We start from the raw sequence: 16139 nt of genomic DNA, 5'->3' as shown, positions 1-16139 counted from the left end.
TTGCTGGTGAACGCGTATCCCCTCTGCGAGACTAACGTCTGATTTGGATTATGGATTCGAGGATGAACAGCGTGAACGGGTCGGGTTTTTCTGCCAAGCCGGCGCGACTGTGGCAGGTCGCCATTTTGACGGCGGCGGGTGTGATCGGCGCGACCAGCCAGGCAGACGCAGCGTATTATTATTGGACGGATTATTCCGACGGGTCCTATTACGCCCGGCCCGACCGGCATCCCGAAATACCGCGCCAGAAGCCGCAGAAGCGCGGCGCTGCGGTCAAGAAGGAAGCTGTCGCCGGGAAGGAAGCCGGGACCAAGCCACAAGGGCCGCTGGTCATCGTCGTCTCGATCGACCGGCAGAAGGTCACGGTCTACGACACCAACGGCGTGTTCGCGGAATCTCCGGTGTCGACAGGCATGAAGGGCCATTCGACGCCGATGGGTGTGTTCAGCGTCATCCAGAAGCACAAATTCCACCACTCCAACATCTATAGCGGCGCGCCGATGCCGTACATGCAGCGGATCACCTGGTCCGGTGTCGCCATGCACGCCGGCGTGCTGCCGGGCTATCCGGCTTCGCATGGCTGCATCCGGATGCCGATGGCGTTCGCGGTGAAGATGTGGAACTGGACCAGGATGGGCGCGCGCGTCATCGTCGCGCCCGGCGAGATGACGCCGCACAGCTTCTCCCATCCCCTGCTCGCCTCCGTGCGCGTGCCGCCGCAGCCTGCGGCCAGCCTCGAGCCGCAGACCAATGTCGGCGACAAGGCCGACAAGGGCGCCGCGCTGACCAAAGCCGAAACCAAAACTGCCAGCGCCGACAGCGTGCTCGAGCTGCGCACGTCCGTCGGACACGTCGTGATGTCGGATGTGACCACGGGCAATGCGTCAGCCCGCGAGGAAGCCGCCGTACCGGCCGACAAGACCAAGACGGCCGAGGCATCCGACGCGGCCAAGCCTCAATCGGAGGAAGCCGCCAAGCCGGCTAGCGACGACAAGCCGGCTGCCGACAAGGTCGAAGCTATCAAGACCGAGCCGGTCAAGACGGAAGCCGCGGACTCCGCGAAGACACCCGATGCGCCGGCCACTGCAGCTGCGCTCGCCGCCTCGCCCGACGCGAAGAAGGATGACGGCCGCGTTGCCGAACCGGCGCCGGCCGTCAAGCCGGAAGCGCCCAAGCGGGCCGGCCAGATCGCCGTCTTCATCAGCCGCAAGGATTCCAAGCTCTACGTGCGGCAGAATTTTGCGCCGCTGTTCGAGGTCCCGGTCACGATCGCCACGAGCGACCGTCCGCTCGGCACGCACATATTCACCGCCGAGCTCGACAAGACCGATTCCAATGCGCTGCGTTGGTCGGTGGTGTCGCTGCCGGTCTCCGCCCGTTCCGCGGCCCGCGAGGACGACAGCCGCCTCACGCGCCGCAAGGGTGGCGCTGCGGTGATCCCCGTCGCCGCCAAGCCTGTGCCTGCCAAGCCCGTGGTCACGCCGGACAGCCCGGCCGCGGCCCTCGACCGCATCTCGATCCCCGCCGACACCATGGCGAAGATCAACGAGATGCTGACATCAGGCGGCTCGATCATCATCTCGGACCAGGGCATCAACCAGGGCGAGACCGGCGAAGGCACCGATTTCATCGTCCGCCTGTACTGACCTGTTTCACGGCGCCCCGATAACGCGGTGTTGACGAGGCAGGTCGCACCGGCAGAGTAACATGCGGCCCGGATCATTTCGGGGGACGCCGTCATGATGAATCGCAGAACCATGCTCACCGCGGCGCTTGCAGGCATGCTCGCGCCGGCAACACGCGCGCTCGCCGATGGCGGCATGAGCCGGATCTCGGCCTATGCCTTCTCCTTCCCCGCTTTGTCCGGTGACGACATCCGCCTTGCCGCTTTCACCGGCAAGCCACTGCTGGTGGTCAACACCGCCTCGCTCTGTGGCTACACGCCGCAATATGCCGGCCTGCAGGAGATCTGGAACGAGTTTCGCGCGCGCGGGCTCACCGTGATCGGCGTGCCCTCCAACGATTTCGGCGGCCAGGAGCCGGGCGGCACTAGCGAGATCACGGAGACCGCGCACCACCAATATGGTGTTACCTTCCCGGTCGCGGCCAAGGCGAACGTCGTCGGCGCGAAGGCGCATCCCTTCTACAAATGGGCCGCCGACGCGCGGCCGCGGGAAGTTCCGCGCTGGAACTTCCACAAATACCTGATCGGCCGCGACGGTTATATCGCCGAGGTCTTTCCGTCCGCGGTCGAACCCGCTGACACGCGGATCAAGACCGCCATTGCCAGGACGCTGGCCGACAGTTGACGCGCGACGCCCCAATCCGGCTGGGCACAATTGTGGCGGGATGCCAAACAGCCGTTGCAATGGCGATGGCCCACCATCTAGGCTAGGATCGTTTGGGGCAGGATGGGTTTTGCTCGCGGCGAAAAAGCCGCGGCGGAACAACGGGATCAATCTCGAGGACAACACCATGCGTGTGGCGGCAGGACTGATTTTGGCAAGCGCAATGTCGGTTGCGATGACCGGCGCAGCATGGTCGCAGACCCCGGCCGCAAAGCCCGCGGCTGCGACGCAAGCCGCACCCGCGGCGACGCCGGCCGCGGCCGCGCCTGCTGCGGCTCCGCCAGCAGCTCCCGCGGCAGCCGCCGCGCCGGCAGGCTTCGTCAATCCGCCTCCGCCCAAGCAGGCGCCGCAGCCGGCCCGCGCGGCCTGCAACACGCCGGGCGCGCTCGGTGTCGCCCGCACCGTCGAGATCGACACCACGGGCGGTCCCGGCTTCGGCTTCGAGCACTTTAAGGACCTCGACTTCCTGCGCGACAAGGAGGTGGTGCTGACCTTCGACGATGGCCCCTGGCCGAAGAACACGCCCGCCGTGCTGAAGGCGCTCGCCGACGAATGCACCACCGGCATCTTCTTCTCGATCGGCAAGCACGCGACCTATGAGCCGGAGATCCTGAAGCAGGTCTACAACGCCGGCCACACCGTCGGCACTCACACCTGGTCGCACGCCAATCTCAACAACAAGAAGCTCACCGAAGCGCAGCGCAAGGAAGAGATCGAGAAGGGCCTGTCCGCGGTGAAGTGGGCGCTCGGCGGCATCTCGCCCTCGCCGTTCTTCCGCTTCCCGGCGCTTCAGCATCCGCCGGAGATGGTCACCTATCTCGGCAACCGCAACACCGCGATCTTCTCCTGCGATATCGACTCCTTCGACTTCAAGGCTTCAAAGCCCGAGAAGGTGGTCGAGACCGTGATGAAGAAGCTCGACACCAAGGGCAAGGGCATCATCCTCATGCACGACTTCCAGAAGCATACTGCGGAAGCCCTGCCCGAGCTGCTCAAGCGCCTGAAGGCCGGCGGCTACAAGGTGGTGGCGATGCGCGCCAAATTCCCGGCCTCGTCGCTGCCCGAATACGACCAGGAGCTGCTCAAGGACGCCAAGCTGCCGACCGTGAGCCAGCGCCCGGTCAATTCCGTGGTGACGACCGTTTCCGAATAGACGGCCATTGTCTTTCCGTATCGAAGGCTACGTCATCGTCTCAGCGGACGGCATGCTCGCCGACGCCGGCCACGTCATGCCCGACAGCCTGAAGTTCGACGGCGACAAGCTGTTCTTCGAGCAGGCGCTCGATCGCGCCGCGCTGACCGTGCATGGCCGCCACTCGCACGAGCAGCAGCCGAACTCGCCGAAGCGCAAGCGGCTGATCCTGACCCGCAAGATCAAGGCGCTCACCGTCGATCCGGAGATGCCGAACGCGACGCTGTGGAATCCGGAACAGGCGAGCTTCGAGGAGGCCTGTGCCTTTGCCGATGTCGCCTCCGGCATGGTCGCCATCATCGGCGGCCCAGCCGTGTTCGAGATGTTCATGGGCCGCTACGATACGTTCTGGCTGTCGGAAGCCCCGCATGTGCGCCTGCCCGGCGGCGAAGGCTGTTTCGTCGGCGTGCCGGCACGGTCGCCGCAGCAGGTGCTGGCGTCGCACGGCCTGAAGCCGGGCACACCGTATCTGCTCGATGCGGCGCATGAGGTGACCGTGACACCCTGGCGCCGAACGTAGGCCCTCAGACGTCCCCGTACGCCGCTTCGGCCGGACGCGTGGTGCGGCCGTATCCCATGATCATGAACAAGGCGCCGATGATCGAGAGGTTCTTCAGCGCGTCGACCACCATCTTCGCGTTGTCGGGCGGCGCCTGGTTCCAGAAATCGTCGAACAGCACGGTCGCGACCGCGACGTAGATGATCAGCAGCATCGCGAAGAACCGCGCGCCGAAATTCAGTGCGATCATCAGCCCCGCGATGATCTCGAGCGCGCCGACGGCGATCGCCAGCAGCTGCGGCGTGGTCATGGCGGTGGCCGTCTCCACCTGCTTGGTGTAGGGCGCGACGATGTCGGGCACCACGACCTTGGTGGCGATGAAGTCGGCGGTCGCCTGAATGGCAAAGAGCTTGGTCGCGCCCGTGTAGATGAACAGAACGGCGAACAGGATTCGCCCGAAAGTCACGAACGCTGGCATGATCGGCCTCTTGGCAAAGCGCTAAGCACGGAACGCGTGAGGATTATGAAGAGTCGCGCGCCGCTTTACAAACGGGGAAATGGCGAACTGAAAGTAATTCAAGATTTGCGGCCTCTTCCCTTCTCCCCTCGTGGGAGAAGGTGGCTCGCCGCAAAGCGGCGAGACGGATGAGGGGTATCTATCGGCGCGGAAACTCGCGAGATCCCGAGGCGCGGAAACAACCCCTCATCCGGCGCTTCGCGCCACCTTCTCCCACAGGGGGAGAAGAGATGGCAGCGCCGATGACGCTAGAAGCCTACGTGAACAACGTCGGCTGCCGTGCGGCGCGCTCCTGCGCTTCGACGACCGCGACGGCCGTCATGTTGAGGATGCCGCGCGCCGTCACCGAGGGGGTGAGGATATGCGCCGGGCGCGCCGGGCCGACCAGGATCGGGCCGACGGGCAGCGCGTCCGCAAGCGACTTGATCATCTGATAGGCGACGTTGGCGGTGTCCAGCGTCGGCATGATCAGGATGTTGGCCTCGCCCTCGAGATTGGAGTGCGGCAGCACCATTTTTCGCGCCGCAGCCGAAAGTGCCGTGTCACCCTGCATCTCGCCGTCGGCCTCGATCTCCGGATGCTTATCCTTCAACAGCTGGGTCGCCCGGCGCATCTTGCGCGAGGAATCGGTGTCGTAGCTGCCGAAATCCGAGTGCGAGACGAAGGCGATCTTCGGCTTGATGTTGAAGCGCTGGACGTGGACCGCGGCGAGCGATGCGATCTCGGCCAGCTCCTCCGCGCTCGGATTGGGGCGAACCTGCGTGTCGGCGATGAAGAAGGCGCCCTTGCTGGTGATCAGCAGCGCCAGCGCCGCGTAGTCGCTAATGCCCGGACAAAAACCGACGATCTCGCGGACATGGCGCAGATGGCTCATGTAGCGGCCCTCGACGCCGCAGAGCATGGCATCCGCCTCCCCGCGCGTCACCGCGAGCGCAGCGATCACCGTGTTGTTGGTGCGCACCACCGTGCGCGCCGCATCCGGCGTCACGCCGCGGCGACCGGCGACCTCGACATAGGACTGCACATAGGAGCGATAGCGCGGATCGTCCTCGGGATTGACCAGGTCGAAATCCTTGCCGGCGCGGATCGAAAGACCGAAGCGCTTGATGCGCGCCTCGACGACCGAAGGACGGCCGACCAGGATCGGCCGCGCCAAATTCTCCTCCAGCACCACCTGCGTGGCGCGCAGCACGCGCTCGTCCTCGCCTTCGGCATAGATCACGCGCACCGGCTGGGTCTTGGCCTTGGCGAACATCGGCTTCATGACGAGGCCGGAGCGGAAGGCGAAGCGCTCGAGCAGCGCGGTGTATTCGTCGAAATTGGTGATGGGCCGCGTCGCCACGCCCGACTCCATCGCCGCCTTCGCCACCGCCGGCGCGATGCGTAGAATCAACCGGGGATCAAAGGGACTCGGGATCAGCGAGCCCGGGCCGAACCCCTGCGTCTCGCCAGTGTCAAAACCCTGCGCGACCGCATCCGAGGGCGCCTCGCGCGCGAGCTGCGCGATGGCCTCGACGGCAGCGTGCTTCATCTCCTCGTTGATGGCGCTGGCGCCGACATCGAGCGCGCCGCGGAAGATGAACGGAAAGCACAGGACGTTGTTGACCTGGTTCGGATAGTCGGAGCGGCCGGTGCAGATCATGGCGTCAGGGCGTACCTTGCGCGCTTCCTCCGGCATGATCTCAGGGGTCGGGTTGGCGAGCGCCATGATCAGCGGCTTGTCGGCCATCGCCTTGGCCATCTCGGGCTTGAGCACGCCCGGCGCCGAGAGACCGATGAAGATGTCGGCGCCGCCGATGACGTCGCCGAGCGTGCGCTTGTCGGTCTTCTGCGCATAGACCGCCTTCCAGCGGTCCATCGTGGTGTTGCGGCCCTCATGCACGAGGCCGTCGATGTCGCAGACCCAGATGTTCTTGCGCTGCGCGCCCATCGAGACCAGCAGGTTCAGCGTGGCGATGGCCGCGGCCCCTGCGCCGGAGGCGACGATCTTGACGTCCGACAGCTTCTTGCCGTTCAGCCGGAGCCCGTTGGTGATGGCGGCGGCGACGATGATCGCGGTGCCGTGCTGGTCATCATGGAAGACCGGGATCTTCATGCGCTCCTTGAGCTGCGCCTCGATCTCGAAGCACTCCGGTCCACGGATGTCCTCCAGATTGATGCCGCCGAAGGTCGGTTCGAGCGCCGCCACGGTCTCGACCACGCGGTCGATGGTGTCGGCGGCGATCTCGATGTCGAACACGTCGATGCCGGCGAATTTCTTGAACAGGACGGCCTTGCCCTCCATCACCGGCTTGGAGGCCAGCGGTCCGATATTGCCGAGGCCGAGCACGGCGGTACCGTTGGAGACCACGGCGACCAGATTGGCGCGGGTGGTCAGCGTGGCGGCTTCCGCCGGGTTCTTGGCGATCTCGGTGCAGGCCGCGGCGACGCCCGGCGAATAGGCCAGCGCGAGGTCACGCTGGTTGGCAAGCGGCTTGCTTGCCTGGATCTCGAGCTTCCCAGGGCGCGGCAGACGATGGTAGGCGAGCGCCGCCTGGTGGAGATCATCAGAATAGGACGACATGCGGTGTCTCGCCTCGCGTTACCGGCCTCAAAAATGCACGATCCGAAGCCGCGGTCCAAGCGGACCGTATTTCCGGGTCATGGAAACGGGATGAAGCACGCCGGGCGCCCCGGTGGCAACATCCGATTGCGCGCCCATCAACAGGGCGCGCGGTCAAATATTTGAAAACCATAGCTTTCCCTGGACCGCGCGGCGTTTCGCGAATATGGCAGGTTGCGCGGCGCAAAACGAGCAACTGGAGCTGGGAATGAAGCGAATCCTGATCGGTCTGATCGTGGCAGCCGTACTCGGCGCGGGCGGATGGTTCGGCTTCAACCTCTATGTCCAGCATCGGATGACCAGCGAGGTCGAGGCGGCGTTCGAGCGGCTTCGCACCGGCGGCAGCAAAGCCAGCCACGGCAAGATCGCCTTCGAGCGGTCGAGCCGGACGCTGACGATCGAGGACATTGCAATCGATCCCGGCAACCCGTTGCAGGGGCACGTCAAGATCGGCGCCTTCAAGAGCTCGGGCGTCCGCCAGATCGGCGAGACTCGCTTTGCCGCTGACGGCATCGACATCTCGGGTGTCGAGATTGCGTTGGATGAAGTCGGCCCCGGCAAGCTGAAAGTGGCCTACAAGATCCCGCAGGTGACGCTGCGCGACTATGCGGGCCCCCTGCGCGTTGAAAACGTGCCGGCATCGAGCTCCTTGAGCGACATGTACCGGTTCGTGCTCGACCAGTTCGCGAGCCTGACGGCAACGTCCGTGATGATCCCGTCCATCAACATCAGTTTCGACGCCGGCAGCAGCGGCGGCAGCGGTGAAGTGGTCTATTCGGGCCTCGCGCTCCAAAACCTCGGCCGCGGCAAAGTCGATGCAATGAAGATGGACCGCGCCACCTTCACGATCAACGTTACGCAGCCGGGCAAGGCGGACAAGCTGACTGGCGAGATCTCCGGCATGATCGTCAATGATTTCGACTCGACCCCGATCCTCGCCGCACTCGATCCGCAGACGAGCGGTGACGACAGCTACCGCCGGGTCTACCGACAAATCTCCGCCGGCCCTTCTGTACTCAAGTCCGCGCTGGGCCTGCGTATGGATATCGACGGCATCGCCATGGAAGACATCGACGTGCAGCCGTCGAAGCTCCATTTGTTCGAGATGTTTGCCATGCTGCCGCAGGATAAGTCGGCCTCGCCAACGCCGACGCAAACGCGCGAGCTGATGGAGAAGGTCGCCGGATTCTACGACGCTATTCGCATCGGCAAGGCCGAGATCGGCCAGACCTCGATTGGCACACCGCAGGGAACAGGGAAGATCAACGCGATCCGCTACCGGCAGGGCGAATTCGCGATCGAGGGCGTCGATGCACCTTCGCCGCAGGGTCAGTTCAAGATGGAGCGCTTCGCGCTCAAATCCTTCAGCATGCCGAACCTGATGCGCTGGGCTTCGGGTCTCACCAATCCCGGGCAACCGCCCTCGCCCGATCAGATGCTCGGACTGTTCCGCGTGCTCGAAGGCGCCGAGATCAAGGGCGTGGTTGCGCCGCATAACAACTCGCGGCAGCCGATCACCGTCGACACGATCAGCCTGAACTGGGGCCAGCTGGTGGGATCGATCCCGAGCAAGGCCAGTCTGGTCGTGAAGATGGTCACGCCGACCGATCCCGCCAATCCGGCGCTGCAGCCGCTGATCGTGGCAGGCGTGGACAAGCTCGCGATCGACCTCGATCTCGGCGCGGCCTGGACGGAAGCGTCAGGCGCATTCGCGCTGGCGCCGGCCACGCTCGATCTCGGCAACCTCGCCAAAGCGCAGGTAAGCGTGGCGCTCGCCAAGGTGCCGCGCGACCTCTTCACCACGACGGACCCGCTCGAGGCCATGGGCCAGTTGGCGCAGGTCGAGACCGGCGCAATCGAGCTGTCGTTGCGCGATCGCGGCGTTGTCGATCTTGTCGTGGCCCAGTTTGCGCGCGTGCAGAATGTCAGCCGTGATGCCGCGCGCAGCGCCCTCGTTGCGATGATCCGGGCGCAGGGCGAGAAGATCGCCGCCTCAAATCTCGATGCCAAGGCCGCGGTCGATGCGCTGGCCGGCTTCGTCGAGGCATCAGGCCAGACGCTGACCATCAAGCTGACGCCGCTCGGCAAGCTGCCGGTACTTCAGCTCATGGACGTCCTCGACAACGAGCCGATCATCGCGCTGGCGCAGTTCAGGATCGAGGCGTCGACGGGGCTGTAGGTGACGGCGGCGGTGCGCGCTCCCTCGCCCCGTTCTTACGGAGAGAGGGTTGGGGTAAGGGGCCGCCTCCGCAATCACGGTGAGAGTTAGACTCGCGGAGAGTCCCCCTCACCCGCCTCGCATCTTCGATGCAAGGCGGCCTCTCCCCGCATGCGGGGAGAGGCAAAGCACACTCACTTCTGCGGCAGGTTCACCCGCACATGCAGCTCGCGAAGCTGCTTGGTCGTCGCTTCCGACGGGGCGCCCATCAGGAGGTCCATGGCCTGCTGGTTCATCGGGAACAGCGAGATCTCGCGCAGATTCGTGGTGCCACACAGCAGCATCACGATGCGGTCGACGCCGGCGGCCATGCCGCCGTGCGGCGGCGCGCCGTACTGGAACGCGCGGTACATGCCGCCGAAGCGGTCGACCACTTCCTGCTCGCCGTAGCCTGCGATCTCGAACGCCTTCACCATCGCTTCCGGCACGTGGTTGCGGATGCCGCCCGAGGCGATCTCGTAGCCGTTGCAGGTGATGTCGTACTGGAACGCCTTGATGGTGAGCGGGTCCTGGCCCTTCAGCGCATCGAGGCCGCCCTGCGGCATCGAGAACGGGTTGTGCGAGAAGTCGACCTTCTTGTCGTCCTCATTGTACTCGTACATCGGGAAGTCGACGATCCAGGCGAGCTCGAACCGCTCCTTATCGGTGAGGTTCAATTCCTCGCCGACCTTGTTGCGGGCGAGCCCTGAGAACTTCCAGAACTTGTCGGGATCGCCGGCGACGAAGAAGGCGGCATCGCCTTCCTTCACGCCGATCTGCGCACGGATCGCCGCGGTGCGCTCGGGACCGATGTTGTTCGCAAGGGGACCTGCCCCCTCGCCGCCCTCGCGCCACATGATGTAGCCGAGTCCGGGCTGGCCTTCGCCCTGCGCCCACGAATTCATGCGATCGCAGAAGGCGCGGCTGCCGCCGCCCGGCGCGGGGATCGCCCAGACCTGGTTCTTGGGGTCTTCGAGCATGCGCGCAAAGACCTTGAAGCCGGAGCCGCGGAAATGCTCGGAGACGTCCTGCATCTCGATGGGATTGCGCAGATCCGGCTTGTCGCTGCCGTATTTGCGCAGCGCCTCGGCGAACGGAATCCGGCGCCAGCCTTTGGTGACCGGCTTGCCCTTGGCGAACTCCTCGAACACGCCCGTGATCACGGGCTCCATCGCCGCAAAGACGTCTTCCTGCGTCACAAAGCTCATCTCGACGTCGAGCTGGTAGAACTCGCCCGGCAGACGGTCGGCACGCGGGTCCTCGTCGCGGAAGCACGGCGCGATCTGGAAGTAGCGGTCGAAGCCCGACATCATCAGCAGCTGCTTGTACTGCTGCGGCGCCTGCGGCAACGCGTAGAACTTGCCGGGATGGATGCGCGAGGGCACCAGGAAGTCGCGCGCGCCTTCCGGCGAGGACGCGGTCAGGATCGGGGTGTTGAACTCGAAGAAGCCCTGCCCCTCCATGCGCCGGCGCATCGACTTGATGATCTCGACGCGCGTCATGATGTTCTGGTGCAGCTTTTCGCGACGCAGGTCGAGGAAGCGGTACTTCAGGCGGATGTCTTCAGGATATTCCTGGTCGCCGAACACAGGCAGCGGCAAATCACCGGCCGGGCCCAGCACCTCGATCTCGGTGACATAGATCTCGATCTTGCCGGTCGGCAGATCGTCATTGTCGGTGCCTTCGGGGCGGCGGCGGGCCTTGCCGTCCATCCGCACCACGAATTCCGAGCGCAGCTTTTCGGCCAGCGAGAACGCCGGCGAGTCCGGGTCGACCACGCACTGGGTCAGGCCGTAATGGTCGCGCAGGTCGATGAACAGCACGCCGCCATGGTCGCGGACGCGATGGACCCAGCCTGACAGGCGGACCGTCTCGCCGATGTTGCTCTCGCGGAGCGCGCCGCATGTATGTGACCGGTAGCGATGCATGGTCGTCCCAAAAATGATGTCGGTGGAAGCGAATCGGACCGCCTGTCACGGCCGGTCCGAGATTGCGGCAGGGTTTACCCGACGAGGCCGGGGGCGGCAACCAAGGGAACGGCCTGTTTTGGGCCGGAAGCGCCCATTTTTGCCCGATCTGGGCCCATCCCTTTGCCATCAGCCGTTCCAGCCCTATCTTGAGGGCATGACGGTGCATTTCCCCTTCCAGAACTCCTATTCGGCGCTGCCCGACAGCTTCTTTGCCCGCGTCGCGCCGACCCCTGTCGCCGCCCCCCGGCTGATCAAGCTGAACCGGCCGCTGGCGGTCCAGCTCGGGCTCGATCCTGACCTGCTGGAGACGGCGGAAGGCGCGGCGATCCTGGCGGGGAAGACGGTTCCCGACGGCGCCGATCCGATCGCCATGGCCTATGCCGGCCACCAGTTCGGGCAGTTCGTCCCGCAGCTCGGCGACGGCCGCGCCATCCTGCTCGGCGAGGTCATCGACAAAGACGGCGTCCGCCGGGACATCCAGCTCAAGGGCAGCGGCCCCACCCCGTTCTCCCGCCGCGGCGACGGCCGCGCCGCACTCGGACCGGTCTTGCGCGAATACATCGTCAGCGAAGCGATGTATGCACTGGGCATCCCGACCACCCGCTCGCTTGCCGCCGTCGTCACCGGCGAGCACGTCATCCGCGAGACCGCGCTGCCGGGCGCGGTGCTGACGCGTATCGCCTCCAGCCATATCCGCGTCGGCACCTTCCAGTTCTTCGCCGTGCGGCGTGACACCGAGGCGATCCGCCGGCTCGCCGACCACGTCATCGCCAGGCACTATCCGGAGCTGCGCGATGCAGAGCGGCCCTATCACGAACTGCTCGCCGGCGTCGTCGCCCGCCAGGCCGAGCTCATCGCGCGCTGGCTGCTGGTCGGCTTCATCCACGGCGTGATGAACACCGACAACAGCTCTATCTCGGGCGAGACCATCGACTACGGCCCCTGCGCCTTCATGGACGCCTACAACCCCGCACAGGTGTTCTCCTCGATCGACGAGATGGGCCGCTATGCCTATGCCAATCAGCCGCGCATCGCGCTGTGGAATTTGACCCGCCTCGCCGAGTGCCTGCTGCCGTTGTTCTCCGACGAGCAGGAGAAGGCGGTGGCCGAAGCCCAGGACATTCTCGGCGCCTTCTCCGAGATTTTCAGCACGGCTTATCAAGCCGGCTTGCGCAAAAAGGTCGGCCTGTTCACGGGGCGTGAAGGCGACGACGCCCTGATCCAGGACCTGCTCGAAGCCATGGCCAAGAACCAGGCCGACTTCACCCTCACCTTCCGCAAGCTCGGCGATTCCGCCGTTGATGACAGCGCGGATGCGCGTGCGCAGTTCATGGAGCCCGCAGCCTTCGACGAGTGGTCCGGCCGCTGGCGCGCACGCATCGCGCTGGAGCCGCAGAGCGCAGCCGAGCGGCAAGCCGCGATGCACGCCGTCAATCCGGCCTTCATCCCGCGCAACCACCGCGTCGAGGCTGTGATCCAGGCTGCGGTCAACGACGACGACTACGCCCCGTTCGAGGAGCTGGTGCAAGTGTTGGCCAAGCCGTTCGAGGACCAGCCGGAGTTTGCCGCCTACGCCGATCCGCCGCTGCCGGACCAGCGGGTGTTGCGGACGTTTTGTGGGACGTAAACCTGTTCTGGATTGCAAGATGACGCAGCTCTCGGCCCTGAAAGATGACGAGATCGAAGCGATCAAGGCGCGCTGCGAGCAGGCGACCGCGGGTCCTTGGAAATCGTTCATCGAGAAGCGCGATGAACTAAGCGGATCGGACTTCGTCCAGACCGGAGGCGAAGACATCTACCTCACTGGCGCGACGCTCGCCGATCAGGAATTCATCGCCAACGCGCGACAGGACATTCCGAGATTGATCGCCGAGATCAAGCGCCTGCGCGCGATCGACCGTTAGCTAGATCCGCGGGACAAGAACCAAGTTTGCGCGCTTAGATTAGCTCTGCTCCGCGCAGCACCGCAACTCAAGGTAAGCCGGAACTTTGAATTACCCCTTCGGCTAATCCACCGTGCGCAGCGCGCTGCTGTGGACACGGGAACCACTGTCATCAAACTGAAACACACGCGCTCTAACCGCCTGTCAGGGTCGTCCTGCCGGAGGCACCCATCCTCCAACCGTCCCGACAAAGCGCGCCATGCCCTTCAAATTCATCCACCTCACCGACACGCATCTGGCGAACCCCGGCTTGACGCTCTATGGCCTCGATCCGCGCGCGCGGCTGGATGCGGCGATCGCCGACATCAACACGCACCAGTCCGACGCCGCCTTCGCTGTCGTGACCGGCGACCTCACCCATTGGGGCGAGGCTGAATCCTACGCCAATTTCGCCGACGCGATGGCCGCGCTGAAGATTCCCTACATAGCCATGGTCGGCAATCACGACCGCCGCGTCACCTGCCTCGACGCGCTGAAGGCCGCGCCGCGCGATTCAAACGGCTTCGTGCAGGGCACGCGCACCACCGACCATGGCCTGTTCGTCTTCCTCGACACGCTGGACGAGACCAGCCACGCCGGCGAGATGTGCGCCAAGCGCTTCGACTGGCTCGCGAAGACGCTCGCGGCTGCACCCGCCGACCAGCAGTTCGTCGTGTTCATGCATCACCCGCCCTTCCCGATCGGCGTCCATGCGATGGACGAGATCGCGCTGAAACAGAGCGCGGAGTTCGCCGAGGTGATCGCGCCCTATCGCGCGCGCATCCGTCACCTCTTCTTCGGCCACGTCCACCGCCCGATCTTCGGCAGCTACGGCAAGATCCCGTTCTCCACCTTGCGCGGCACCAACCACCAGGTCTGGTTCGAGCTCGACGCTGACGCGCCGCACCTCGCAAGCCACGAGCCGCCCGCCTATGGCGTCGTGCTGATCGACGACGAGAACCTCGTCGTGCACAGCCACGACTTCCTCGACACCAGTCTGCGCTTTCCCTTCGAACCACCCGTGGGAACGGACGGCCGCGACTATGCGCTCAATTTCCCGGCGCGGTGAGATGAGCCTCGCCGAACCCGCGGCTCTTCCGGTCGCGACCTCGGCAGCGCCGCGCCTGGACGTCCTGAAGCGCCTCGGCACGCGTTTCAAAGCTTCGCTGCCCGCCTATCTCCTATTGCTGCCCTCGCTGGTCTTTCTCGCGCTGTTCACCTATGGCGCGATGGGCCGCGTGTTCATCGATGCGCTCTACCAGCGCGCCACGCCGAAGGCGCCGGTCCGCTTCGTCGGCCTCGACAATATCAGCGCGGTGCTGGCCGACCCCGCCTTCACCGGCGCCGTCGTCAACAATCTCGTCTATGCCATCGGCACGACGATCCCGAGCATCGGCCTCGCGCTGCTGTTTGCGCTCGCGCTGTCGCGCACCAACGCCGTCAGCAGCGCGCTGCGGGCGGCGCTGTTCCTGCCGGTGCTGATCCCGATGGTCGCGGCCTCGGCGCTGTTCATGTTCATCTTCCTGCCCAATGTCGGCCTGCTCGACTTCTATATCGGCCGCCTGCTTCCGGTGCTGCCGAACTGGCTCGGCGATCCCGACATCGCGCTGTATGCGATCATGATCATCACGATCTGGAAGAACGCCGGCTATTACATGCTGTTCTTCCTCGCCGGCCTTCAGGCCGTGCCTGAGGACGTCATGGAGGCCGCGCATCTCGACGGCGCCGGGCCTTACATGCGCTTCCGCCACATCATCTTGCCCGAGCTCAAGCCCACCTTCCTGTTCGTCATCGTGATCGCCACGCTCAACGCGGTGACGCAGGTCGACCACGTCTTCGTCATGACCCAGGGCGGGCCGTCCAATTCGACCAACCTCGTGCTGTTCTACATCTACCAGCAGGCGGTCGAGCATTACGACGTCGGCAAGGCCTCGGCCGCGACGCTGCTGACGCTCGCCGCGCTGATGGGCCTCACCGCGCTTTCCTTCCGCACCATGGCCAACCGCGAGGGCGGGCCATGAAGCTGATCGACGCCCTCTACAAGGACGCCCCGCTCGCCACACGGGGCGAGATCACGCCCAAGCTCGGCTTCCTGCTGACCGTGCTGCTCGCGATCGTCTGGCTCATTCCGTTCCTGTGGATGGTCGTGGCGACGCTGCGCCCGGCCTCCGACGGCATCAATGCCATGGCCGAGCTGATGCCGAGCCTGAAGCCGACGCTCGACAATGTCAGGGATGCCTGGGAGATCGGCGATTTCCCGCGCTACACGCTCAACACCACGATCATCTGTGCCGGCATTTTGCTGGTGCAGTTCGTCACGATCACGCTGGCGGGCTTTGCCTTTGCGCGCCTCGACTTCGTCGGCAAGACGCCGATCTTCTATCTGTTCCTGATGCAGCTGATGCTGGTGCCGGTGCTGCTGATCGTGCCGAACCTGTCGCTGGTGGCGCAACTCGGCCTCTACGACACGCTCACCGGCGTGATGATGCCGTTCTTCGCCTCCGCCTTCGGCACCTTCCTGATGCGCCAGGCGTTCGAGGCGATTCCGACCGAGCTGGAAGACGCAGCCCTGATCGACGGCGCCAGCCTGATCCAGCGCATCCGCCACATCTACGTGCCGCTGTCGATGCCGAGCTTCTCCGCCTTCGCCATCATCTCCGTAACCAGCCACTGGAACGACTTCCTGTGGCCGCTGATGGTGATCAACTCGCCGGACAAGCGGCCGCTCACGGTCGGGCTCTCCGTCTTCACCAAGACCGCCGAAGGCACGCAGGCCTGGGGCACCATCGCCGCCGGCACGCTGATGGTGATCGGCCCGCTGCTCATCACCTTCCTGATCTTCCAGAAGCGTTTCATCAGCTCTTTCGTCACCTCAGGCATCAAATAGGAGAT

Annotated in this window: 13 protein-coding genes; 10 read left to right on the top strand and 3 right to left on the bottom strand. The window is 65.1% G+C overall.

The window, feature by feature from the left end:
* The first annotated feature begins 62 nt into the window (after positions 1 to 62).
* The 4 genes from GGD62_RS01440 (at position 63) to GGD62_RS01425 (ending at position 4060) form a co-directional block, all read left to right on the top strand.
* Positions 63 to 1646, top strand: a complete 1584-nt coding sequence (locus tag GGD62_RS01440; RefSeq protein WP_183706869.1) for a L,D-transpeptidase family protein — start codon at positions 63 to 65, stop codon at positions 1644 to 1646.
* 93 nt (positions 1647 to 1739) lie between these two features.
* A complete protein-coding gene (locus tag GGD62_RS01435; protein ID WP_179730674.1) occupies positions 1740 to 2309 on the top strand; it encodes a glutathione peroxidase in 570 nt (189 codons plus the stop codon).
* 166 nt (positions 2310 to 2475) lie between these two features.
* Complete coding sequence (locus GGD62_RS01430) at positions 2476 to 3501, top strand: polysaccharide deacetylase family protein (RefSeq protein WP_183234079.1); 1026 nt, start codon at positions 2476 to 2478, stop codon at positions 3499 to 3501.
* A gap of 7 nt (positions 3502 to 3508) precedes the next feature.
* On the top strand, positions 3509 to 4060 hold the full coding sequence (locus GGD62_RS01425) for a dihydrofolate reductase (RefSeq protein ID WP_183256745.1): 552 nt from the start codon (positions 3509 to 3511) through the stop codon (positions 4058 to 4060).
* 4 nt (positions 4061 to 4064) lie between these two features.
* On the opposite strand, the gene GGD62_RS01420 is transcribed toward GGD62_RS01425, so the two are convergent.
* A complete protein-coding gene (locus GGD62_RS01420) occupies positions 4065 to 4517 on the bottom strand; it encodes a DoxX family protein (RefSeq protein ID WP_183706868.1) in 453 nt (150 codons plus the stop codon).
* Positions 4518 to 4812: 295 nt separating this feature from the next.
* Positions 4813 to 7119 carry an NADP-dependent malic enzyme gene (locus GGD62_RS01415; RefSeq protein WP_018317506.1) on the bottom strand — a complete coding sequence of 769 codons (2307 nt, stop codon included), beginning with the start codon at positions 7117 to 7119 and terminating at the stop codon, positions 4813 to 4815.
* Positions 7120 to 7366: 247 nt separating this feature from the next.
* On the opposite strand from GGD62_RS01415, the gene GGD62_RS01410 reads away from it, so the two are divergent.
* On the top strand, positions 7367 to 9337 hold the full coding sequence (locus GGD62_RS01410; protein ID WP_183706867.1) for a hypothetical protein: 1971 nt from the start codon (positions 7367 to 7369) through the stop codon (positions 9335 to 9337).
* Between the two features lie 173 nt (positions 9338 to 9510).
* Here the strand turns inward: GGD62_RS01410 and aspS are convergent, their stop codons facing one another.
* Positions 9511 to 11283 (bottom strand): aspartate--tRNA ligase, encoded by a 1773-nt coding sequence (aspS, locus tag GGD62_RS01405; protein WP_183706866.1) that lies wholly within the window; start codon positions 11281 to 11283, stop codon positions 9511 to 9513.
* A 196-nt stretch (positions 11284 to 11479) separates the two neighbouring features.
* Between aspS and GGD62_RS01400 the strand changes: the two genes are divergently transcribed.
* The 5 genes from GGD62_RS01400 to GGD62_RS01380 all read left to right on the top strand — a co-directional run bounded on the left by GGD62_RS01400 (position 11480) and on the right by GGD62_RS01380 (position 16134).
* Positions 11480 to 12952, top strand: coding sequence for a YdiU family protein (locus GGD62_RS01400; protein ID WP_183706865.1), 1473 nt, complete (start codon positions 11480 to 11482; stop codon positions 12950 to 12952).
* 19 nt (positions 12953 to 12971) lie between these two features.
* Positions 12972 to 13229, top strand: coding sequence for a hypothetical protein (locus GGD62_RS01395; RefSeq protein WP_018317510.1), 258 nt, complete (start codon positions 12972 to 12974; stop codon positions 13227 to 13229).
* A gap of 238 nt (positions 13230 to 13467) precedes the next feature.
* Positions 13468 to 14316 carry a phosphodiesterase gene (locus GGD62_RS01390; RefSeq protein WP_183706864.1) on the top strand — a complete coding sequence of 283 codons (849 nt, stop codon included), beginning with the start codon at positions 13468 to 13470 and terminating at the stop codon, positions 14314 to 14316.
* 1 nt (position 14317) lies between these two features.
* A complete protein-coding gene (locus GGD62_RS01385; RefSeq protein WP_183237148.1) occupies positions 14318 to 15268 on the top strand; it encodes a carbohydrate ABC transporter permease in 951 nt (316 codons plus the stop codon).
* Positions 15265 to 16134, top strand: a complete 870-nt coding sequence (locus GGD62_RS01380; protein WP_183706863.1) for a carbohydrate ABC transporter permease — start codon at positions 15265 to 15267, stop codon at positions 16132 to 16134. Before GGD62_RS01385 ends, GGD62_RS01380 begins: the two co-directional genes overlap by 4 nt.
* Positions 16135 to 16139: the final 5 nt, after the last annotated feature.

This window comes from Bradyrhizobium sp. ERR14, assembly GCF_014198235.1.
GTDB lineage: Bacteria > Pseudomonadota > Alphaproteobacteria > Rhizobiales > Xanthobacteraceae > Bradyrhizobium.
Note: the sequence above shows the minus strand (reverse complement) of the source record. Positions and strands in the feature narration are given on the sequence as shown.